The following is a 21688-nucleotide window of genomic DNA, read 5'->3' as shown; positions in this document are numbered from 1 at the left end:
TTCGGGCGGTCCCGGCTTGATTGACGGCGCTGGAGCCGGCGCGGCTGCAGCGCGAAGGGACGTTTGCGTCGGCCATTTGCCGTAAAGGCAAGATTTGGCGGGCGGCCACGTTTCTCGGCAAGGCTGATCGCGTTTCACCCTTCGCCCGGGGATCAGATATGCTCGCAATTCATTGGAATAGCTATTAGACAGGGCGTATGTCGATTTGGATCCGCCTTGGTGATTTCGTCTCACGGATGTCGACCAGCGCCGTAACCGGTGTCGGCGACATTATAGACGCCGTGCGTACGGCATTTGCCGGCGATCCGGAACTGCGCCGGCGCGTTGCGTTCTCGATCGCCATGATCGCGCTCTCGGCAAAAATGGCGAAGGCCGATGGTGTAGTGACGCAGGACGAAGTGCGTGCGTTCCGCCAGATCTTTGCCGTTCCGCGCGAAGAGGAGCGCAATGTCGGCCGTCTCTACAAGCTCGCAATGTCGGACACGGCGGGTTTCGAGGCCTATGCCGACCGGCTGGCCAGGCTGTGCGGGTCCGGTCGGCCGAATTGCGCCATGCTAACCGATATCCTCGACGGGCTGTTCCATATCGCCAAGGCCGATGGACTGATCCACGAGCGGGAGGTGGCGTTCCTGCACCGCGTGGCGGAGATCTTCGAGATAGACGAGGCCGGGTTCGAGCGCATTCTCGCCCGCCACGCCATCCCCGGCAAGGCGGACCCTTACGCCATCCTGGGCGTGGAGCGCGACGAGCCGTATGACGAGATCCGGTTGCATTATCGCCGCCTGGTCAAGGAAAACCATCCCGACCGGTTGATTGCGCGCGGCGTGCCCGAGGAATTCATCGCCATCGCCAATGAGCGGCTGGCGACGATCAACGCGGCATTCGAGCAGATCGAGCGGCAACGAGAGAACGCATGACGGGCTTTGCGGCCGACCATCCGGGCGCAGAGATCAGGGTATCGCCGAATTTCGGACCGCGCGCCGGCCCGACGGCACCCGACATGATCGTTCTTCATTATACGGGCATGGAGAACGGCGAGGGTGCCGAAGCGTGGCTGTGCGACCCCACAAGCCAGGTCTCGTCGCATTACATCGTGCACGAGGACGGCCGCATCGTGCAGATGGTGCGCGAAAGCGACCGCGCCTGGCATGCCGGGCGCAGTTCATGGAAGGGCGTGAGCGACATCAACTCGCATTCGGTTGGCGTGGAGGTTGTCAATCCCGGCCATTTTCTCGGCTATCCCGTCTTCCCGGACGCCCAAATCGAGGCGGTGATCGGCCTGTGCGCCGGAATTTCGGCGCGGCATGCCGTCGCGCCGGAGCGCATTCTGGCGCACTCGGACGTTGCACCGGGCCGCAAGATCGACCCTGGCGAGAAGTTCCCCTGGCGTGTTCTGCATGCTGCCGGACTTGGCCATTGGGTCGAGCCGTCCACTGTCAGCGGCGGGCGTTTCTTGACGCTCGGCGATCGCGGCCAGCCGATCGAGGCGCTCCAGTCGATGCTCGCGATCTACGGATACAATGTTGAAATAACGGGCCAATTCGATGCGATGACGCGGGCGGCGGTGGACGCCTTCCAGCGCCATTTCCGGCCGGCGCGCGTCGACGGCGTGGCGGATGCCTCGACCATCGAGACGCTGCATCGCCTGTTGTCAGCCTTGCCGGTACAGACGGGCTGAAGTCCTCGGGCAGTCTCGAACGCCTGTAATCTTCTTTAAGAAATCGTGACCGTTGCCGACATGAATGCCTCGCATTCGCCGGTCACCTGCCTGTTCCGTCCAATCGCGGAGCCGTTTCCTGTGCTTCGCACCTTCACAAAAACCACGATTCCCGTAGGCGGGGCAACAACGAAAAGAGAAGCATCCAAGCATGATGAAACTGACGGTACTTGCAGCGGCAGTGGCTGCAGGCATGACGAGTTTTGGAGCACACGCAGAAAGCAATCATCATCCAACCAATCCGGCATCGCTCGCCAAGATCGGCTCGAAGGAGGGCAAAAACTATTCCGATCTTATCGCACGCTATGCCAAGAACTACGGCGTTCCGGTGCAATTGGCGAATGCCGTGGTTCATGTCGAAAGCAACTTCCGACCCAATGTGCGCGGCAGTGCCGGCGAGGTTGGTCTGATGCAGATCAAGCCGGCCACGGCCCGCATGATGGGCTATAGCGGGTCGGTCAAGGCGCTTTTCGATCCCGAGACGAACATAAGGTACGGCATGAAATACCTCGCCCAGGCGCATAAGCTGGGCGGCGGTTCGACTTGCGGGACCATCCTGAAATACAATGCCGGTCACGGTGCCAAGCGGATGAACAAGATTTCCTCCGCCTATTGCGCCAAGGTCAAGCGCATTCTCGGCAACTGACGCAAGACCGGCACCCGGAAGTCATGCGGCTTCCGGGCCGCAGCGGCGGATGGCGATGTGCGGACCGCTTCGGCGTGTTTGGGGTTGCAATTCCCGGCGCAAGACCCTTTATGCATCAATGCCAGCTGGCCGGGCGGCCGCGCGGATGGGAACCGAAAGGTTGTCCGCGAGGAAAGTCCGGGCTCCATGGAAACACGGTGCCGGCGAAATGTCGGCGGGGGCGACCCCAGGGAAAGCGCCACAGAGAGCAGACCGCCCCGCCTGTAAATCGGCCCCATTGCAGCGGCCCGGCCATGATTACGGGCCGATTTACCGGCGGGGTAAGGGTGAAAGGGTGGGGTAAGAGCCCACCGCGCGACTGGCGACAGGAGCGGCACGGCAAGCCCCACCGGGAGCAAGACCGAATAGGGATGGCGCGGGAGGCAACTCCCGGACAGTTTCCGGTCCAGCCATCCGGGTAGGTTGCACGAGGCGGGAAGCAATTCCCGTCCCAGAGGAATGGCCGCCACGTTCCGCCGTCACACGACGGCGGGGCCATACAGAACCCGGCTTACAGGCCGGCTGGCATCTTTTCGAGCGCGTCGAGGCGCCCTCACACGAGAGCGTCGAGAGCGGCGGACATCGCCTTCCACAGTTCCTCGACCGGCTCGCAGCCGACCGACATGCGCACGAAGCCCGGCGCCACGGCGTCGCCCCAGCGCGCGCGTCGTTCGGCCGAGCTGTGCACGCCGCCGAAGGACGTTGCCGGCTGGATGAGGCTGCATGTGTCGATGAAACGCTCCGCGTTCTCGGCAGAGGCAAGCGTCAGGCCGATCAGAAAGCCGCAGCACAGCATCTGCCGGCGCGCCAGTTCGTGCTGCGGGTGGTGCGGCAGTCCGGGAAAGGACACGGCCGCGACGGCCGGATGGCCGGCAAGCCGCTCGGCGATCGTTTCGGCCGAGTTGCACATGCGTTCGAAGCGGACCTCGAGGGTCTCCAGTCCGCGATGCACCAGCCAGGCCTCGAACGGGCCTGGAATGGCGCCCGACAGCGTGCGCCATTCGCGCACCGACGCGATCAGCGCCGGGTCACGGCTCGCGACATGGCCGAACAATGCGTCGGAATGGCCGTTCGTCGCCTTGGTGTCGGCGGCGACCACCATGTCGGCACCCAGATCGAGGGGACGCTGGCCGTAGGGTGTCATCGTGGTGTTGTCGGCAACCACGAGGGCGCCGGCCGCATGGGCCTCGCGGGCCACTTTCTCGAGATCGCACAGGGCGAGCCCCGGATTGGACGGCGTTTCGACGAAAACCATGCGATAGCCGGCGAAACCGCCTTCCAGGAATTCCGCCGTCGGCCGCGTTTCGACGGTTATGCCGAGCCCGTTCAGGAACCGCTCGGCGAAAACGCGCGGCGTGTAATAGCCGTCCGTCGGCAGAAGCAGGCGGTCGCCGGACTTCAGGACCGACAGGAAGACGGCCGTGATCGCGGCCATGCCCGAAGGGAAGGCGACGGCTTCGGCGTCTTCGAGATGAGCGAGAAGCTCTTCGGTCGCCTCCCAGGTCTGATTGTCGAAACGCCCGTACTGGCTGAAACCGGCCGGGTCGCCCGGCAGGTGATAGATCGACGCCATGGTGAGCGGCAGGGGCACGGGATCGCCCTTTTTCAATCGCCCCCGGCGCAGATGGGGCAGGGCGGCGGCACGCTCCTCAGGTGTTTCGGTCATTTGGGTCGTCTCGGCGTTTCGGGCTGGCGTTGATCGCTGACCGCGAAACGGTAGCGGCAAGGCAAATCCCGCGCAAGCGGCCGATCGGGATGGGCGAAGATTCCGATCTAAACCCTTCATTAGGCTTAATGATCCATAAACGGTTCAGAAATCGATTTGCTGCGGACCCGGCCCATGTCGATTGATGCTAGTGGAGTGAGTTCCCGTTGACGCCCATGATGGCCCATGATATCCCATAAACGTGATCCAGTATTCGTATTTGTTCGGGTGAGCGAGCGTCGATGCCTGCAGCCGCGACGGCCGCGTGCATGGCGTCATTCATGGCCGAGCCGGATCGCGCCGGAACGCGAAAGGGTCGCGGAAGCGGCATTGAAACGGGGCATGGCGAGCGCAGCGGGCAATGGACAGATTTCTGTCAAACGCGGTGAACAGGATCGACGCCAAGGGGCGCGTCTCCGTTCCGGCCCATTTTCGTGCGATCGTGCAGAAGCGCGGATATACGGAACTGTATGCGCTGCGTGCCCTGGCGGAGCCGGCGCTCGACGTCGGCGGGCCGGATCTGCTGGATCGTTACGAGCAGCGCATCGCCCAGGAAGATCCGTTCATGCAGACGGCCGACGACATGTCGTTCTTCCTTTATGGCGACGGGGCACTTTTGAAGCTCGACCAGGATGGGCGCATCGGCGTGACCGATTTCTTGCGCGAGCATACCGGCATTACCTCGCAGGTGGCTTTCGTCGGCCGCGGGCATTTTTTCCAGATCTGGGAGCCGGAAAGACTGCGCGCCCATGGCGAGCAGGTGAGGGCGCGGCTCTTGAAGATGCGGCAGGCCGCAGCGGGCCAGGCGGCCGGAGGGGCGGAATGATGGCGGGCCCCGGTGAGATGGGCAGCGCCGGTGGCGGACCGGCCCGTCACATTCCGGTCCTGTTGAAGGAGGTGCTGGCTGCGGTTGCGCCCCGCGGAGGCATGACGATCATCGACGGAACGTTCGGCGCCGGCGGCTATTCGCAGGCGCTGATCGATGCGGGCGCGAATGTCGTCGCCGTCGATCGTGATCCCGATGCCATCGCGGCGGGGCGTGCGATGGAGGCGCAATCTGGCGGCAGACTGCGGCTCGTCGAGGGGGCATTCTCGAACCTCGACAGCTATGCGGACGATCCTGTCGATGCCGTCGTCCTCGATATCGGCGTATCCTCGATGCAGCTCGACCAGGCCGAGCGCGGTTTTTCCTTCCGCCATGATGGGCCGCTCGACATGCGCATGGATAAGCGCGGGATGAGCGCGGCCGACGTCGTCAACAGCTTCAAATCGAGCGATCTCACGCGAATCTTCGGCCTGCTGGGTGAAGAGCGCCATGCCGGCCGCATTGCGCGCATGATCGAGCGCCGGCGCGAGGCAAGGCCTTTTCTGCGCACGCTCGATCTGGCGGACGCCATCGAGGCGACGGTCGGACGCGGGCCGAAAGACAAGATCCATCCCGCTACGCGGTGTTTTCAGGCGCTGCGCATCTTCGTCAATGACGAGTTGGGCGAATTGGGGCGGGCCCTTTTTGCCGCCGAGCATGTGCTCAAGCCGGGCGGACGGCTGGTGGTGGTCACCTTTCACTCGCTGGAAGACCGCATGGTCAAGCGGTTCTTCGTCGATCGGGCGGGCGGTACCGGCGGCTCGCGGCATCTGCCGGAAAAGCAGACGCGCATCGCCACATTCGACAAGGCCGACAAGGTTGTCGCGGCCAGCGATGGCGAGGCTGCGGCCAACCCGCGGGCGCGTTCGGCCAAGCTGCGCGCGGCGACGCGCACTGCAGCGCCGGCGGGCGAGCAGGATCATTCCATCTTCGGGCTGCCGCGGTTGCCCGAAGTCAACATCGCGGCGGAGAGGCGCTAGACGTGTTTCGCACCACAGACATCGTATTGATCGCGGTCATGGTCTCGGCCGCAGCGTTTACCTACAAGACCAAGCATGAGGCCGAGGACCAATTGACCGCGGTGCGCAAGCTGCAAAAGCAGATCCAGCTCGAGGAGGAGACGATCGACCTCCTGGAGGCCGACTGGAGCCTGCTGACCCAGCCTTCGAGGCTGCAGAAACTCGCCAATGCCTACCAGGAGCAGCTCGAGCTGGAGCCGATCGAGGCGGAACGGATCGTCGATATCGACGACATACCGAACAAGCCGCCGCAGATTGAACCGCCGGACGGCGAGGCGATCGCCCGGACCGAGGAGCGCGGTACGGATCGTGGCATCATTACCGGGAGCACGACGCGATGATCGGCTGGCTTCGCCGCCTGGGCGGCAGATCGAAAGGCCGGGACGGGGCCGGCAACGACATCGTGATGGAGGGCGCTCGAAAGGCCACCGGAGGGCGGGCACGCAACCGGGTCGTCATGACGATGGCCGTCTTCTTCGCCATTTACGGCACGATCAGCGGTCGTCTCGCCTATCTCGGCCTGCAGGATGTGGAGGAAAGCCGGTATCCCGGCGCCGACCGCGTGCTGGCCTCGCGGCCCGACATCGTCGACCGCAACGGCCTGGTTCTGGCCACCGACATCAAGTCGGCCTCGCTGTTTGCCGAGCCGCGGCGGATCGTCGACGCCGACGAGGCAGTAGAACTGTTGTCGACCGTTCTGCCTTCGCTCGATTACGAGCAGACCTATCGCAAGCTCAAGAGCGGCAGCGGCTTTGCCTGGCTGAAACGCGAGATCACGCCCAAACAGCAGAACGAAATCATGCAGCTCGGCATTCCGGGCATCGGCTTCCGGCCGGAGAAGAAGCGCTTCTATCCCGGCGGGGCGACGGCGGCGCACATTCTCGGCCTGGTCAATATCGACAATCAGGGCATTGCCGGGATGGAGAAGTGGGTCGACGACCAGGGCTATGCGGATCTGCGCGAAGTGGGCCTGGCGTCCGATTCCGAGCTGGAGCCGGTGCGGTTGTCGATTGATCTGAGGGTCCAGCACGTCCTGCATGACGAACTGTCGGGCGCGATGGAACGCTACAAGGCTCTCGCCGCCGGCGGCGTCGTCTTGAATGCGCGCACCGGCGAGGTGATGGCCATGGCCTCGATGCCCGACTTCGATCCCAACAATCCCTATAACGCGCTGGAGAAGGACCGTCTCAACCGCATGAGCGCCGGCGTCTACGAGATGGGATCGACGTTCAAGAGCTTCACCACGGCCATGGCGCTCGATTCCGGCCTCGTGAGCATGGACGACAAGTTCGATGCGACGCGGCCGATCCGGATCGCGCGCTACACCATCCGCGACTTTCACGGCAAGGGGCGCTGGCTGACGGTGCCGGAGATCTTCATCTACTCGTCCAATATCGGCACGGCCAAGATGGCGGATACGGTGGGCATCGAGGGCCATCGCGCGTTTCTCAAGCGTATCGGCCTGCTCACCCGCATGCATACGGAACTGCCCGAGGTGGCGACGCCGACCGAACCGGCTGAGTGGAAGAAGATCAACTCGATCACGATCTCCTTCGGACACGGTGTGGCCACGACGCCGCTGCAGACGGCGATGTCGGCCGCCGCAGTCGTCAATGGCGGACACCTGATCCAGCCGACCTTCCTCACGCGTACGCAAGAGGACGCGGCCGAGAAGTCGGTCCGTGTGCTCAAGGAAAGCACCAGTGCCGCGATGCGCTATCTCTTCCGGCTCAACGTCGAGAAGGGTTCGGGCCGGCGCGCCGCCGTGCCGGGCTACTTCGTCGGCGGCAAGACGGGCACGGCCGAAAAGGTGGTCAATGGCCGTTACGTGCACAACAAGCGTTTCAACGCCTTCCTGGCGGCCTTTCCGGCCGACAAGCCGGAATATGTCGTGCTGGTCGTCATCGACGAGCCGAAGCCCGAAAGAGAGGGAATCGGAGCGACCGCCGGCCTGAATGCCGCCCCAACTGTGCGCAATATCATCAGCCGTGCGGCTCCCCTTCTTGGCGTGAAGCCAGAATTCGGCCATGAAAGCGAAGCTTTGCTCGTCTCGAATTGATATGATTCTGCGACGGGCGCGGCCAGGGGCTCGATTCGCGAGGGTGAGAACAGGACGAGTATGAGACTGAACGACCTAGCCGATATCCTGCCCATGGACCGCACGGTCGAAGGGGACATGGTCGTTACCGGCATGACGTCGGATTCCAGAAAGGTCGAACCCGGGTACATCTTTGCCGCGTTGCGCGGCAGCAAGACGGACGGGATGGCTTTTGCCGCCGAGGCCGTTTCGCGTGGCGCCGTGGCTGTCGTGGCCGATGAAGGGTCCTCGGCTGAAGGGCTTGGCGTACCGGTGTTTCGGGTCCGCGACGCGCGCCGGACGCTGGCGCTTGCCGCCGCCCGTTTTTACGGACGCCAGCCCGAATGCATGGTCGCCGTTACCGGCACCAGCGGCAAGACGTCCGTGGCTTCCTTCGTGCGCCAGATCTGGGAGCAAACGGGCCGCCAGGCGGCGAGCATCGGGACGACCGGCGTGACGGCGCCCGGCCGCAACGATTACGGCGCGCTGACGACGCCGGATCCCGTGGTCTTGCACGCTCTGCTTGCCGAACTGGCCGATGCCGGCGTCACGCATGCGGCAATGGAAGCCTCGAGCCATGGCCTCGATCAGCGCCGGCTCGACGGCGTGCGGCTGGCTGCCGGCGCCTTCACCAATCTCGGCCGCGACCATATGGACTATCATGCGACGGTCGAAGATTACCACGCGGCCAAGATGCGGCTGTTCGATGCGCTCCTGCCGAAGGGTGCGCCGGCCGTGGTCTTCGCCGACGATCCATGGTCGCAGCCGACCATCGATGCGGCGCGCGGCGCCGGATTGGATGTTCTGACGGTCGGTCGCGGCGGCCGCTTCCTGCATCTCAACCGGGTCGAGCACGAACGCAGCCGCCAGCGTGCCGAGATCGTCGCCGACGGCGCGATCCACGAGATCATGGTGCCGCTTGCGGGCGATTTCCAGATCTCCAACGCTCTGGTGGCGGCGGGACTTGCGATCGCCACGGGAACGCCGGCCGGCGATGCCATCCATGCACTCGAGCATCTGAAGGGGGCATCCGGTCGCCTCGAACGGGTCGGTGCCACCGCCGAGGGCACGCCGGTCTATGTCGATTATGCGCACAAGCCCGATGCGCTCGAGAATGTGCTGAAATCGGTGCGCCCCTTTACCACGGGCCGGGTTCTGGTCGTCTTCGGCTGCGGCGGCGACCGCGACCGCGGCAAGCGGCCGATCATGGGCGAGATCGCCGCCAGACTGGCCGATGTGGTGATCGTCACCGACGACAATCCGCGCTCGGAGGAACCGGCGGCGATCCGTGCGGCAATCCTGGCGGCCGCGCCCGGTGCGATCGAAATCGGAGACCGCCGCCGCGCCATCCGCGAGGCCGTGGCCATGACGCGAGCCGGCGACACGTTGATCGTTGCCGGAAAGGGACATGAAGAGGGACAGACGACCGGGGACGTGACCTTGCCGTTTTCCGATCATGCGGAGGTGCGCGCTGCGCTGTCGGAGCAGGCGGCATGAGCCATCTGTGGACCAGCCAGACGATGACCACGGCGATGGGCGGCCGTCCGGTCGGGCGTCTGCCGGAGGGCGTGTCGGGCATATCGATCGATTCGCGCAGCCTGCAGCCGGGCGACGCTTTTTTCGCCATCAAGGGAGACCGCTTCGACGGTCACGACTTTGCCACCGCGGCGAGCGCCGCCGGGGCCAGTCTTCTGGTGATCGCCGAGGGCATGCTGCCGGCGCTCGGGCGCCTGGCGACGCCGATGATCGTCGTCGAAGACGTGCTCAAGGCGATGGAGAAGCTTGCGGCGGCGGCGCGGGCGCGCAGCGCGGCCAAGGTGATCGCGGTCACCGGATCGGCAGGCAAGACCACCACCAAGGAGGTTCTGCGGCTCGTATTGTCGGGCTCAGGCCGCGTGCACGCCGCCGACCGTTCGTTCAACAATCATTGGGGCGTGCCGCTGACGCTGGCGCGCATGCCGGCCGATTGCGATTTCGCCGTCATCGAGATCGGCATGAACCATGCCGGCGAGATCCGGCCGCTGACCCGCCTGGCCAGGCCGCATCTGGCCATCGTCACGCTCATCGCTCCGGCGCATCTCGGCCATTTCCAGTCGCTCGACGAGATCGCGCGCGCCAAGGCCGAGATCTTCGAGGGCGTGGTCGAGGACGGCTTTGCGCTGATCAACCGCGACGATCAGCGCTGGCGGGTGCTCGACAAGCAGGCCAAGGAGGCCGGCATCAAGCAGATCGTCGGCTTCGGCGAGCATTCGCGGGCCCAGATCAAGCTGGTCAAATGCACCCTGGCGGAGGATCATTCCGAGATCGCCGTGCGGATCGCCGGCCAGGAGATCCGGGCGCGGGTCGGCGCACCGGGTCGCCACATGGTGCAGAACGTGCTGGCGGCGCTCGGCGCGGTTCATCTCGTCGGCGCCGACATGGACGCCGCCACGCAGGCTCTCGCGGGTCTGCGCGCGGTGCGCGGGCGGGGCGCGCGCCATGTGCTCAGCCATCCCGAGGGCGCATTCACGCTCATCGACGAAAGCTACAACGCCAATCCGGCCTCGGTGAAGGTCGCGCTCGACCTGCTGGCGCAGACACCGGTGGAAGGCGACGGCCGGCGCATCGCCGTGCTTGGCGACATGCGCGAGCTCGGCCCGCATTCGGCGAAGCTGCACGCCGCGCTCGCCAAGGCGATTGATGCTGCGGGCATCGACAAGGTCTTCCTGGCCGGCGAGGAGATCAAGGTGTTGACGGGCGAACTGCCCGAAAGCCTGCCTGTCGAGTATCGCCCGACCACGGACGAACTTGGGCCGCTCGTTGTGAACGACGTCAGGCCGGGCGATGCGCTCATGGTCAAGGCGTCGCTGACGCTCGGCTTTTCGCGCATCGTCGATGCATTGTTGAACCGGTTTCCGGCCGCCGCCGCGCAGGCGGGAACGCAATGAGACACAAGAACAGGGAACCGAAACCGGTATGCTGACCTGGCTCGTGGCCATCTCTGACCAGATTGCCGTCTTCAACGTCTTTCGCTACATCACCTTCCGGACCGGCGGGGCGTTGATCACCTCGGCGCTCATCGTCTTCATGTTCGGGCAGACGATCATCGATTCCCTGCGCCTGCGCCAGGGACGCGGCCAGCCCATTCGCGCCGACGGCCCGCAAACGCATTTCAAGAAGGCCGGCACGCCGACGATGGGCGGCCTGATGATCCTCACCGGGATAATCGTTTCAAGCCTGCTCTGGGCCAATCTGTCCAGCGTCTATGTCTGGGTGGTGCTGATGGTGACCGTCGGGTTCGGTGCGATCGGCTTTTACGACGACTATCTGAAGGTGACCAAGCAGTCGGACCGGGGTTTTTCCGGCAAGATACGGCTGGCGCTGGAGTTCGTCATCGCCGGTCTGGCCGCGTGGATCGTCATGCGCAACGGCCAGGCGCAGTTCTCCTCCTCGCTCACCTTCCCGTTCATCAAGGACCTGATCGTCAATCTCGGCATCTTCTTCGTGCCGTTCGCGGCCTTCGTGATCGTCGGCGCCGGCAATGCGGTCAACCTGACCGATGGGCTCGACGGGCTTGCCATCGTGCCGATCATGATCGCCGCCGCGTCCTTCGGCGTCATCGCCTACCTGTCGGGCAACGCCATCTTCGCGGACTATCTGCAGATCCATTTCGTGCCGGGCACCGGCGAACTGGCCGTGATCCTGGGCGCGGTGATCGGTGCCGGGCTGGGCTTCCTGTGGTTCAATGCGCCGCCGGCGGCGATCTTCATGGGCGACACCGGATCGCTGGCACTCGGCGGCTTGACGGGAACGGTTGCCGTGGCGACCAAGCACGAGATCGTCATGGCGATCATCGGCGGCCTGTTCGTCATGGAGGCGCTGTCGGTGATCATCCAGGTCTCGGTTTTCAAGATGACCGGCAAGCGCGTCTTCCTGATGGCGCCGATCCACCATCATTTCGAGAAGCTGGGCTGGACCGAGAGCCAGATCGTCATCCGCTTCTGGATCATCGCCGTCATCCTGGCCCTCATCGGCCTGTCCACCCTCAAGCTGCGATAGGCCGCGATGATTCCTGCACACACATTCAACGGCAAGCATGTCGCACTGTTCGGGCTCGGCGGGTCGGGCATCGCCACGGCGCGCGCGTTGATCGAAGGCGGCGCCGAGGTTACGGCCTGGGACGATAACCCCGAAAGCGTGGCCCGAGCCGACCGGGAGGGGATCGTCACCGCCGACCTGCGCAACATCGACTGGACGCATGTCGCCTCGTTCGTGCTCTCGCCCGGCGTCCCGCTCACCCATCCCAAACCGCATTGGAGCGTCGAGCTGGCGCGCGCCGCCGCGGTCGAGATTATCGGCGATGTCGAGCTCTTCGCCCGCGAGCGCAATCGGTTCGCGCCCGAGGCGCCTTTCATCGCGGTAACGGGCACCAACGGCAAGTCGACCACCACGGCATTGACCGCCCATATCCTCGAGACGGCGGGGCGCGACGTGCAGATGGGCGGCAATATCGGCCGGGCGGTGATGACGCTCGACCCACCCGAGAAGGACCGCCATTATGTGGTGGAATGCTCCTCCTACCAGATCGACCTGGCTCCATCCATCGATCCGACGGCCGGCGTTTTGCTGAACCTGACGCCGGACCATCTCGACCGGCATGGAACCATGCATCACTACGCTGCGATCAAGGAGCGCCTTGTCGCCGGCAGCCAGACCGCGATCATCGGCGTCGACGACATCTGGAGCGCGCAGATCGCCGAGCGGCTGGAGTGCACCGGGCGTTCGGTCATACGCATCTCCAAGCGGCTGGCGCAGACGGACGGGCTTTATGCCGATGGGCCGGTCCTGATGCGCGCGCATTCGGGCAAGATCGCGCCCATCGCCTCGTTGGAGGGGATTGCGTCGCTGCGCGGCCAGCACAATGCGCAGAACGCCCTGGCCGCTGCCGCCGTCTGCCTGTCGGTCGGCCTCGACCCGCGCGACATTCAAAAGGGACTGTCGACCTTTCCGGGCCTGGCCCATCGCATGGAGCAGATCGGGCGCAAGGGCAGGGTGATCTTCGTCAACGATTCCAAGGCGACCAATGCCGACGCCGCCGCACCGGCCCTGTCGAGCTTTTCGCGCATCTACTGGATTGCCGGCGGGTTGCCGAAGGAAGGCGGAATCGAGCCCTTGCGCGGCTTTTTCCCGCGCATCGCCAAGGCCTTCCTGATCGGCGAAGGGGCACCGGCCTTTTCGGCCGCGCTCGGCGAAACGGTGCCTTACGAGATCTCCGGCACGCTCGAGGCAGCCGTGCGCCACGCCGCCGAGGAGGCCTCCAGCGACGAGGCGGCTGAATCGGTCGTTCTTCTGTCGCCGGCCTGTGCGAGCTTCGATCAGTTCCGCAATTTCGAGGTGCGCGGCGACGCCTTCCGCACTGCCGTATTCGCCTTGCCGGGGGTGGAGCCAACAAGGGGGACGAAGTGATGGTGAGCCGTGTCGACCGGGGCCATGTGGCAAACTGGTGGTGGACCATCGACCGATGGTTCCTGGCCGCGTTCCTGACTCTGATGGGCCTGGGGGTCGTGCTGTCCTTTGCCGCAAGCCCCGCAGTTGCCGAGCGCATCGGCCTCGACAGCTACCACTTCGTCGAACGGCAGATCGTTTTCATGGTGCCGGCCGTGGCGGTGATGATCGGCGTATCCTTCCTGTCGGCGCGCAACATACGCCGCCTGGCGCTGGTGATGCTGCTGGGCTCGCTTGTCCTGATGGTGGCGGCATTGTTCTTCGGCATCGAGGTCAAGGGCGCGCGGCGCTGGGTCTCGCTGGCCGGTGTTTCCGTGCAGCCTTCGGAGTTCCTGAAACCGGCATTCGTCATCATCTGCGCCTGGCTGTTTTCCGAACATGCCCGCCAGCCAGAGATCCCGGGCAACCTGTTCGCCATGATCCTGCTGGGCGTCGTCCTGGCGTTGCTCGTCGCGCAGCCCGATCTCGGCCAGACCATGCTGGTGCTGGGGACATGGGGCGTGATGTTCTTCATGGCCGGCATGCCGTGGCTGTGGATCGTCGCCCTCGGCGCGGTCGGCGCCGCCGGTGCCTTTGCCGCCTATTCCTTCTTTCCCCATGTTGCCGAGCGCATCGACCGCTTCATCACCGGGGAGGGAGACACCTATCAGGTCGACATGGGCCGCGAGGCGATCATTCGCGGCGGCTGGTGGGGACAGGGACCGGGCGAAGGCTCGGTCAAGCGGATCCTGCCCGACAGCCACACCGACTTCATCTTCTCGGTCGCCGCCGAGGAGTTCGGCATCGCGCTGTGTTTTCTCATCGTGGCGCTGTTTGCCTTCATCGTGCTGCGCGGCCTCAAGGCGGCACTGCGCGAGGAGGACGATTTTACGCGCTATGCCATCGCCGGGCTCGTCGTTCTGATGGGCCTCCAGTCGATCATCAATATAGGCGTCAACGTGCAGCTCCTGCCGGCCAAGGGCATGACGCTGCCGTTCATTTCGTATGGCGGTTCCTCGCTCGTCGCCATGGCGGTGTCGATGGGCATGGTGCTGGCACTGACCAGGCGCAAGCCTGTGCGCCGCAAGCCGGACGGCTTCCTGTTCGGCGCTACGCGGACCATGCCGGCGGAATGAGATGAGCGAACGCACCATCCTGCTGGCGGCCGGCGGAACCGGGGGACATCTCTTTCCGGCCGAAGCGCTGGCGCACCAATTGAGGGATCGCGGCTGGTCGGTGCATCTGGCAACCGACCAGCGGGCCGAGCGGTTTGCCGGCAAATTTCCGGCCGTCCATACCGTATCGGCGGCAACGATCGGATCGCGCAATCCGATCGCGCTGGTGCGCGCGGGGCTTACCATCTGGCGCGGCGTGCGCGAATCGTCGAAGCTGATTGCCGAAATCGGCCCTCAGGCGGTGGTCGGCTTCGGCGGCTATCCGACCTTGCCGCCGCTCTACGCCGCGACACGACGGGGCGTGCCAACCCTGATCCACGAGCAGAATGCCGTCATGGGGCGGGCCAACAAGGCCCTGGCCGGTCGTGTCACGGCGATCGCCGGCGGGTTTCTCACGGCGCAAGGTCCATATGTGCAAAAGATCGTCGAGACCGGCAACCCGGTCCGCCAGGCGGTCGTGGAGGCGGCGCAGGTTCCCTTTGCCGCACCGACGCCGCAGGGCCCCTTCCATCTACTGGTCTTCGGCGGCAGCCAGGGCGCGCAGTTCTTCTCCGATGCCGTGCCGGCGGCGGTCGCCGCATTGCCCGAAGCGCTTCGCGCGCGCCTGAGGATCGTGCAGCAGGCACGGCCCGAAGACGAGGCGCGGGTGCGTCATGCCTATGACGCCTTGCAGGTCGAGGCCGAGATATCGCCGTTTTTCGCCGACATGGCCGAGCGCATGGCGAACGCGCACCTGGTCGTCTCGCGCGCCGGGGCGTCCACCGTGTCGGAGATTTCGGTCATCGGGCGGCCGGCCATCCTGGTGCCCTATCCGCATGCGCTCGATCACGATCAGGCGGCCAATGCCGCGGCCCTGGCTGCGTCCGGCGGGGCGGAGGTGCATGCGCAATCGAGCCTCACAGCGGAGCGGCTTGCCGACATCATCGCCGGTCGAATGCGCGACCCCGAGGGCCTGGCGGCGACGGCCGCGGCGGCGCGATCGGCCGGCCGGCCGGACGCGGCCGTGTTGCTTGCCGACCTGGCAGAGGCTATTGCGGGCGGTCAAGGCGCTGACGCATTCAAAAGGGAAGGGAACCGGCCATGAAGATGCCGGAAACGATCGGCCTCGTGCACTTCATCGGCATTGGAGGCATCGGCATGAGCGGCATTGCCGAGGTGCTGATGAATCTCGGCTATTGCGTGCAGGGCTCGGACCAGGCCGACAGCGCCAATGTCGAGCGCCTGCGCGAAAAGGGCATCAAGGTCTTCGTCGGCCATGACGCGGCGAACTTGGGCGAGGCCGAAGTTGTCGTCGTCTCGTCTGCGATCAAGAAGACCAATCCCGAGCTCGCCGCGGCACGCGAGCGGATGCTGCCCATCGTGCGGCGCGCCGAAATGCTGGCCGAACTGATGCGTTTCCGCCAGGCGGTCGCCATCGGCGGCACGCACGGCAAGACGACGACGACGTCGATGGTGGCGACGCTGCTCGATGCGGGCGGGCTCGATCCGACCGTGATCAATGGCGGCATCATCAACGCCTACGGCACCAATGCGCGCATGGGCGGCGGTGAATGGATGGTGGTGGAAGCCGACGAGAGCGACGGGACCTTCCTCAAGCTGCCGGCCGAGATCGCGGTGGTGACCAATATCGACCCGGAGCATCTCGACCATTACGGCAGCTTCGACAGCGTGCGCGAGGCTTTCCGGCAATTCGTCGAGAACGTGCCGTTTTACGGCTGTGGAATCATGTGCATCGACCATCCGGAAGTCCAGGCGCTGGTCGGCCGCATCGAGGATCGCCGCATCGTCACTTATGGCGGCAACCCGCAAGCGGCGGTCCGCTTCGAAAACCTGCGCGCAGACGGCGCGGCTTCGCTGTTCGACATCGTCATCCACGACCGCAAGACCGGCGCGCAATCGGAAATGCGCGATCTGCGCCTGCCGATGCCCGGGCGCCATAACGTCGCCAATGCGACAGCGGCCATCGCGGTCGCCCACGAGTTGGGGCTGACGGCCGAGGACATCCGCCGCGGGCTCGTGTCGTTCGGCGGCGTCAAGCGGCGCTTCACACCCACCGGCACCTGGAACGGGGTGCAGATATTCGACGACTACGGACACCACCCCGTCGAGATCAAGGCTGTTCTCAAGGCCGCGCGGGATTCTTGCCAGGGCCGCGTCATCGCCATTGCCCAGCCGCACCGCTTCACGCGGTTGCATGACCTGTTCGACGATTTCGCCGCCTGCTTCAACGATGCCGACACGGTGCTGATCGCACCCGTCTATCCGGCCGGCGAGGAGCCGATCGAGGGCATCTCGTCGGAGACGCTGGTGGCGCGAATGCGCGCCGGCGGCCATCGCGATGCCCGATTCATCAGCGGGCAGCAGGAGATCCGCCCGATTGTGGAAGCGCTGGCGAAACCGGGTGATTTCGTCATCTTTCTCGGTGCCGGCAGCATCACGCAATGGGCCTATCAGTTGCCGAAGGACCTGGCGGCGGAGGCTGCATGAGCGCCGGCGAAGCCCTGATCGCCAATCTCGGCGACCGCCTGGCAGGCTTGCGCGGGCGCATCACGCCCGATGCCGGCATGGACAAGATCACCTGGTTCCGGGCCGGCGGTACGGCAGATGCCCTGTTCCAGCCGGCAGACGAGGAGGACCTGGCGCAATTCCTCGAGAAATTGCCCGAGGAGGTCCCGCTCACCGTGGTCGGCATCGGCTCGAACCTGCTGGTGCGTGACGGCGGCATCCGCGGCTTCGTCGTCCGCCTGTCGGCCAAGGGGTTCGGCGAGGCCGAGGCCGTTTCTGATACGCGCATTCGCGCCGGCGCCGCCACGCCGGACAAGCGTCTGGCGGCCGCCGCGCTCGACGCCGGCATCGGCGGATTTCATTTCTACCACGGTATCCCGGGCGCCGTCGGTGGCGCGCTGCGCATGAATGCCGGCGCCAATGGCGCCGAGACACGCGAGCGGGTCGTCGAGGTGCGCGCGCTTGACCGCAAGGGGCGGGTGCACACGCTGACCAATGCAGAAATGGGCTATGCCTACCGCCATTCCGCCGCGCCGGGCGACCTCATCTTCACCTCGGCGGTGTTCGAAGGCGAGGCCGAGGACAAGGATGCGATCCGGGCGGCCATGGACGCCGTGCAGCATCACCGCGAAACCGTTCAGCCCATCCGCGAGAAAACCGGCGGCTCCACCTTCAAGAACCCGGAGGGGAGTTCGGCCTGGAAGGAAATCGACAAGGCCGGTTGCCGGGGACTGATGATCGGCGGCGCGCAGATGTCGCCGATGCACTGCAATTTCATGATCAATACAGGCACTGCGACCGGGCATGATCTCGAGGCGCTTGGCGAGACGGTACGCGCGCGTGTGCTGGAGCATTCGGGCATCAAATTGCAGTGGGAGATTCGGCGCATCGGAGAATTCCGTACGGACCAGGCGATTCAGGAATTTCTCGGCCGGATGCTGTGATCGGGAACCGGCGCGCATGCCGGCGGCGCCATTTGCAGCGATGTTGCAAAAAATGACCGCGCCGAACGAGGAGAGAAAAGGCCGCGATTGCAGTAGGTTGAAGCCATTTCATGCGGCGGCGGACGGCATTTTGCGGACCCTCCCGGCAATCCGCACTTGCCACTAAATCAATCCTCTGATTCTTTGGGTTAAAGCGTTTCCTGATTTGAGTCGTTTGACGCGTCTGCTGCGGCATTGGTCTGGGGTGTCCATCCGCCGGAGAGGCTGGATTCAATTCGGAGAAACGTCAGGCTCAACCCGTTGGAAAGAGGAAAGCGCGGGGCATGACGAGGAAGCACGTAGCCGTTCTGTTGGGAGGGTTTTCCTCCGAGCGGCCCGTTTCGCTCTCGTCCGGCGAGGCCTGCGCCGATGCTCTTCAGGCGGAAGGTTACCGCGTAACCCGTGTCGATGTCGGTCGCGACGTATCCCGGGTCCTGGCGGAGCTGAAGCCCGACGTTGCGTTCAACGCGCTGCACGGCCCTTTCGGCGAGGATGGCACGATCCAGGGCATTCTGGAATTTCTGCAGATCCCCTACACGCATTCCGGCGTGCTGGCATCCGCCCTTGCCATGGACAAGGAGCGGGCCAAGAAGATCGTCGGGCTTGCCGGCGTGCCCGTGGCCGAATCGCGGGTGATGGATCGCTTTGCGATCGGCAACGAGCACCCCGTCCGTCCGCCATATGTGGTCAAGCCGGTTTATGAAGGGTCGAGCTTCGGGGTGGTGATCGTGCAGGAGGGGCAGGGCAGTCCGCCGCAGGTGATCGCGTCCGACGAGTGGCGCTATGGCGACGCGGTCATGGTCGAGCGCTACATTCCGGGGCGCGAGTTCACATGCGCCGTCATGGGCGAAAAAGTGCTTGGCGTGGCGGAAATTCTGCCCATCGGTCACGCTTTTTACGATTACGATTCAAAATACGCTCCCGGCGGCTCCAAACACGAATGCCCGGCAAAAGTTTCACCGAATATTTACCAAAAAATTGAGACACTGGCGCTCAAGGCACATCAAGCCATCGGCTGCCGGGGCGTGTCCCGGTCGGACTTCCGCTTCGACGAGCGCCATTCGGAAGATGGCGAACTCATCTGGCTTGAAGTCAATACCCAGCCCGGCATGACGCCGACGTCGCTGGTGCCTGAAATCGCAGCCCAGGCGGGGCATGGATTTGGTGAGTTGCTGCGTTGGATGGTGGAGGACGCATCGTGTTCGCGTTGAAGTCGAGGCAGGATGGCAGGCAGGAGGCGATGTCCGGGCGTTTCCTGGTGTCGGCTGCTGTCGGCAATCGAATTGTTTTGCCGCGCTGGCTTCGTCGTCCGGTACGTGCGTTGTCGCGTATCGACCTCGATGGCCTGCCTGTTCCGCCCTTCGCTGCGACAGCCCTGACTGCAGTGCTTTTTGGCGCGACCGCCGCCTATGGTGTCGTTCTGGGCGGGCATTCGAACGCCGTGATCCAGACCGTGACGGCGCAAGGCGGATTCGCGGTCGACGATGTGCATATTTCCGGCTTGCGCGAACTCTCGGAGATCGACGTTCTGGGCGCCGTCGGGCTCAACGGCTGGACGTCGCTGGTCGGCTTTGATGCCGCGGCTGCGCGCGACCGGGTGGCGGCGCTGCCATGGGTGCAATCGGCATCGGTGCGCAAGATCTATCCCGATCAGCTCGAGGTGGTGGTCGAGGAGAAGGATGCCTTCGCGATATGGCAGCACGGCAGTGAATTGTCGCTCATCGAGCGCTCGGGGAAGGTGATCGCGCCGTTTCGGGGCGGTCACGCGGCGTTGCCGCTGGTCGTCGGCCGGGGCGCGCCGGAAGAGGCGCGGGATATCGTGGCCATGGTCGCCGGCCGGCCGGTGCTGGCGGACCGCGTCAAGGGCTACGTGCGCGTCGCCGACCGTCGGTGGGATCTGCGTTTGGCCAACGGCGTGACGCTGAGACTTCCCGAAAAGGATGTTGGTGCCGCGATCGACGATCTGCTGGCGGTCGATGCGCGCCAGGGACTTCTGTCGCGCGATATCGCTGCGGTCGATTTGCGCATCGAGGACCGGTTCGTCGTGCAGCTCACCCCCGATGCGGTCGAAAAGCGAGAAGCGGCGCTGAAGCAACGCCTCAAGGGCGCTTCGGGGAGGCGTATATGAACTGGCTCGGTTCTTCGCGCGGCCATACGGCAAAACGTTCCGGCATCGTGACGGTGCTCGATGTCGGATCGAGCAAGATCTGCTGCATCATTGCCAAGCTCAAGCCGTGCGACGGCAACGAGATCCTGCGCGGGCGCACGCATGAGGTGCGGGTCATCGGCATCGGCCATCAGCGCTCGCGTGGCGTCAAGTCGGGTATGGTGATCGATCTCGACAAGGCCGAGCAGTCGATCCGGCTGGCCGTCGATGCTGCGGAACGCATGGCCGGGCTGACGGTCGATTCGCTGATCGTCAATCTGTCCGCCGGCCGCCTGAAGGGCGATATCGCGACCGCGACGATCAATCTGGGCGGTCACGAGGTCGAGCCGGGGGACATCAAGCGCGTGCTTGCCGCCGGCGCCAAACGGGCCCTGCAGGCCGAGCGCGAGGTCGTTCATTCGCTGGCCGTCGGGTTCGCGCTGGATGCCGAGCGCGGCATTCGCGATCCGCGCGGCATGGTCGGCGACACGCTTGGCGTCGACATGCATGTCGTGACGGGCGACGCCGCGCCGATGCGCAATCTCGAACTGTGCATCAATCGGTCTCATCTATCGGTCGAACGCATGGTCGCAACGCCTTATGCGAGCGGGCTTGCCGCGCTGGTCGACGACGAGGCGGAACTGGGCGCGGCCTGCATCGACATGGGCGGCGGGACGACCAGCATTTCCATCTTCGCCGACGGCAAGTTCGTGCATGCAGATTCGATCCCGGTCGGCGGCAACCACGTGACGATGGACATGGCGCGCGGCCTGTCGACGAGTGTCGAGAATGCGGAGCGTTTCAAGGTGATGCACGGTTCGGCGCTGCCGAGCGTGGCCGACGACCGTGACATCGTCAATGTGCCGCCGGTCGGCGGCGACGACAACGACGGACCGCTGCAGGTCCCGCGTTCGGTGATGACGCGAATCATCCGCGCGCGCGTCGAGGAGACGCTGGAGCTGCTGCGCGAGAAACTTAATCGTTCGGGTTACGGGGCGACGGTCGGCAAGCGTGTCGTGCTGACCGGCGGCGCCAGTCAGTTAGCCGGCATGCCCGAGGTGGCGCGCCGCATTCTGGGCCGCAATGTGCGTATTGGCAGGCCGCTGGGCGTGGCCGGTCTGCCGGAGGCGGCGAAGGGACCCGCCTTCGCATCCGTCGTCGGGCTGATGATCTATCCGCAGGTCGCAGCTTATGAGAACAGCCGTGTGTCGGGCTTCCTGCGCGCACGGGCGACGGGCACAGGCGGGCGTATTCACCGCGTAAGTGAGTGGTTGAGAGACAGTTTCTAGAGATCGGGCGCGAGCCCCCGGTAGGCCGCTGCGGCGATGCGGCCAAGTTAGGCGAAAAG

General features: G+C 65.0%; 19 protein-coding genes and 1 other RNA gene. 19 read left to right on the top strand and 1 reads right to left on the bottom strand.

The window, feature by feature from the left end; all coding sequences use genetic code 11:
* Nucleotides 1–197 precede the first annotated feature (197 nt).
* From GM909_RS08755 to rnpB, 4 genes are all read left to right on the top strand, one after another.
* On the top strand, nucleotides 198–917 hold the full coding sequence (locus GM909_RS08755) for a J domain-containing protein (protein WP_157015890.1): 720 nt from the start codon (nucleotides 198–200) through the stop codon (nucleotides 915–917).
* Nucleotides 914–1678 carry an N-acetylmuramoyl-L-alanine amidase gene (locus tag GM909_RS08750; RefSeq protein WP_157015888.1) on the top strand — a complete coding sequence of 255 codons (765 nt, stop codon included), beginning with the start codon at nucleotides 914–916 and terminating at the stop codon, nucleotides 1676–1678. Before GM909_RS08755 ends, GM909_RS08750 begins: the two co-directional genes overlap by 4 nt.
* A gap of 193 nt (nucleotides 1679–1871) precedes the next feature.
* Nucleotides 1872–2363 carry a lytic transglycosylase domain-containing protein gene (locus GM909_RS08745; protein WP_407941266.1) on the top strand — a complete coding sequence of 164 codons (492 nt, stop codon included), beginning with the start codon at nucleotides 1872–1874 and terminating at the stop codon, nucleotides 2361–2363.
* Between the two features lie 121 nt (nucleotides 2364–2484).
* Nucleotides 2485–2932, top strand: an RNA gene (rnpB, locus tag GM909_RS08740) — RNase P RNA component class A.
* Between the two features lie 23 nt (nucleotides 2933–2955).
* Here the strand turns inward: rnpB and GM909_RS08735 are convergent.
* Nucleotides 2956–4068, bottom strand: coding sequence for a cystathionine gamma-lyase (locus GM909_RS08735; protein ID WP_157015885.1), 1113 nt, complete (start codon nucleotides 4066–4068; stop codon nucleotides 2956–2958).
* A gap of 400 nt (nucleotides 4069–4468) precedes the next feature.
* Here GM909_RS08735 and mraZ point away from each other — a divergent pair, with 400 nt between their 5' ends.
* The 15 genes from mraZ to ftsA all read left to right on the top strand — a co-directional run bounded on the left by mraZ (nucleotide 4469) and on the right by ftsA (nucleotide 21629).
* Nucleotides 4469–4933 (top strand): division/cell wall cluster transcriptional repressor MraZ, encoded by a 465-nt coding sequence (gene mraZ, locus GM909_RS08730; protein WP_157015883.1) that lies wholly within the window; start codon nucleotides 4469–4471, stop codon nucleotides 4931–4933.
* Nucleotides 4930–5952, top strand: a complete 1023-nt coding sequence (gene rsmH, locus GM909_RS08725; RefSeq protein WP_157015881.1) for a 16S rRNA (cytosine(1402)-N(4))-methyltransferase RsmH — start codon at nucleotides 4930–4932, stop codon at nucleotides 5950–5952. Before mraZ ends, rsmH begins: the two co-directional genes overlap by 4 nt.
* A 2-nt stretch (nucleotides 5953–5954) precedes the next feature.
* A complete protein-coding gene (gene ftsL, locus GM909_RS08720) occupies nucleotides 5955–6332 on the top strand; it encodes a cell division protein FtsL (RefSeq protein ID WP_235911764.1) in 378 nt (125 codons plus the stop codon).
* Nucleotides 6329–8050, top strand: a complete 1722-nt coding sequence (locus GM909_RS08715) for a peptidoglycan D,D-transpeptidase FtsI family protein (protein ID WP_157015879.1) — start codon at nucleotides 6329–6331, stop codon at nucleotides 8048–8050. The genes ftsL and GM909_RS08715 overlap by 4 nt, the downstream gene beginning before the upstream one ends.
* A gap of 60 nt (nucleotides 8051–8110) precedes the next feature.
* Nucleotides 8111–9565 carry a UDP-N-acetylmuramoyl-L-alanyl-D-glutamate--2,6-diaminopimelate ligase gene (locus tag GM909_RS08710; protein ID WP_157015877.1) on the top strand — a complete coding sequence of 485 codons (1455 nt, stop codon included), beginning with the start codon at nucleotides 8111–8113 and terminating at the stop codon, nucleotides 9563–9565.
* Nucleotides 9562–10995: a UDP-N-acetylmuramoylalanyl-D-glutamyl-2,6-diaminopimelate--D-alanyl-D-alanine ligase gene (locus GM909_RS08705; RefSeq protein ID WP_157015875.1), complete on the top strand. Its 1434-nt coding sequence runs from the start codon at nucleotides 9562–9564 to the stop codon at nucleotides 10993–10995. The genes GM909_RS08710 and GM909_RS08705 overlap by 4 nt, the downstream gene beginning before the upstream one ends.
* A 28-nt stretch (nucleotides 10996–11023) precedes the next feature.
* Nucleotides 11024–12106 carry a phospho-N-acetylmuramoyl-pentapeptide-transferase gene (mraY, locus tag GM909_RS08700; protein WP_157015874.1) on the top strand — a complete coding sequence of 361 codons (1083 nt, stop codon included), beginning with the start codon at nucleotides 11024–11026 and terminating at the stop codon, nucleotides 12104–12106.
* 6 nt (nucleotides 12107–12112) lie between these two features.
* Nucleotides 12113–13513, top strand: coding sequence for a UDP-N-acetylmuramoyl-L-alanine--D-glutamate ligase (gene murD / locus GM909_RS08695; RefSeq protein ID WP_157015872.1), 1401 nt, complete (start codon nucleotides 12113–12115; stop codon nucleotides 13511–13513).
* Nucleotides 13513–14667: a putative lipid II flippase FtsW gene (ftsW, locus tag GM909_RS08690; protein WP_157015870.1), complete on the top strand. Its 1155-nt coding sequence runs from the start codon at nucleotides 13513–13515 to the stop codon at nucleotides 14665–14667. Before murD ends, ftsW begins: the two co-directional genes overlap by 1 nt.
* Nucleotide 14668: 1 nt before the next feature.
* Nucleotides 14669–15790 carry an undecaprenyldiphospho-muramoylpentapeptide beta-N-acetylglucosaminyltransferase gene (gene murG, locus GM909_RS08685; protein ID WP_157015868.1) on the top strand — a complete coding sequence of 374 codons (1122 nt, stop codon included), beginning with the start codon at nucleotides 14669–14671 and terminating at the stop codon, nucleotides 15788–15790.
* Nucleotides 15787–17193: a UDP-N-acetylmuramate--L-alanine ligase gene (gene murC, locus GM909_RS08680; protein WP_157015828.1), complete on the top strand. Its 1407-nt coding sequence runs from the start codon at nucleotides 15787–15789 to the stop codon at nucleotides 17191–17193. The genes murG and murC overlap by 4 nt, the downstream gene beginning before the upstream one ends.
* Nucleotides 17190–18155 carry a UDP-N-acetylmuramate dehydrogenase gene (gene murB / locus GM909_RS08675; protein ID WP_157015827.1) on the top strand — a complete coding sequence of 322 codons (966 nt, stop codon included), beginning with the start codon at nucleotides 17190–17192 and terminating at the stop codon, nucleotides 18153–18155. Before murC ends, murB begins: the two co-directional genes overlap by 4 nt.
* Nucleotides 18156–18478: 323 nt before the next feature.
* A complete protein-coding gene (locus GM909_RS08670) occupies nucleotides 18479–19405 on the top strand; it encodes a D-alanine--D-alanine ligase (protein WP_157015826.1) in 927 nt (308 codons plus the stop codon).
* Nucleotides 19393–20322, top strand: coding sequence for a cell division protein FtsQ/DivIB (locus tag GM909_RS08665; protein WP_157015825.1), 930 nt, complete (start codon nucleotides 19393–19395; stop codon nucleotides 20320–20322). Before GM909_RS08670 ends, GM909_RS08665 begins: the two co-directional genes overlap by 13 nt.
* Nucleotides 20319–21629, top strand: coding sequence for a cell division protein FtsA (ftsA, locus tag GM909_RS08660; RefSeq protein WP_157015824.1), 1311 nt, complete (start codon nucleotides 20319–20321; stop codon nucleotides 21627–21629). The genes GM909_RS08665 and ftsA overlap by 4 nt, the downstream gene beginning before the upstream one ends.
* Nucleotides 21630–21688: the final 59 nt, after the last annotated feature.

It is taken from the genome of Mesorhizobium xinjiangense (genome assembly GCF_009749525.1).
In the GTDB taxonomy this organism is placed as follows: Bacteria; Pseudomonadota; Alphaproteobacteria; order Rhizobiales; family Rhizobiaceae; genus Mangrovimarina; species Mangrovimarina xinjiangensis.
The sequence above is the reverse complement of the archived record's forward strand: the minus strand, read 5'-3'. Positions and strand labels throughout refer to the sequence as shown.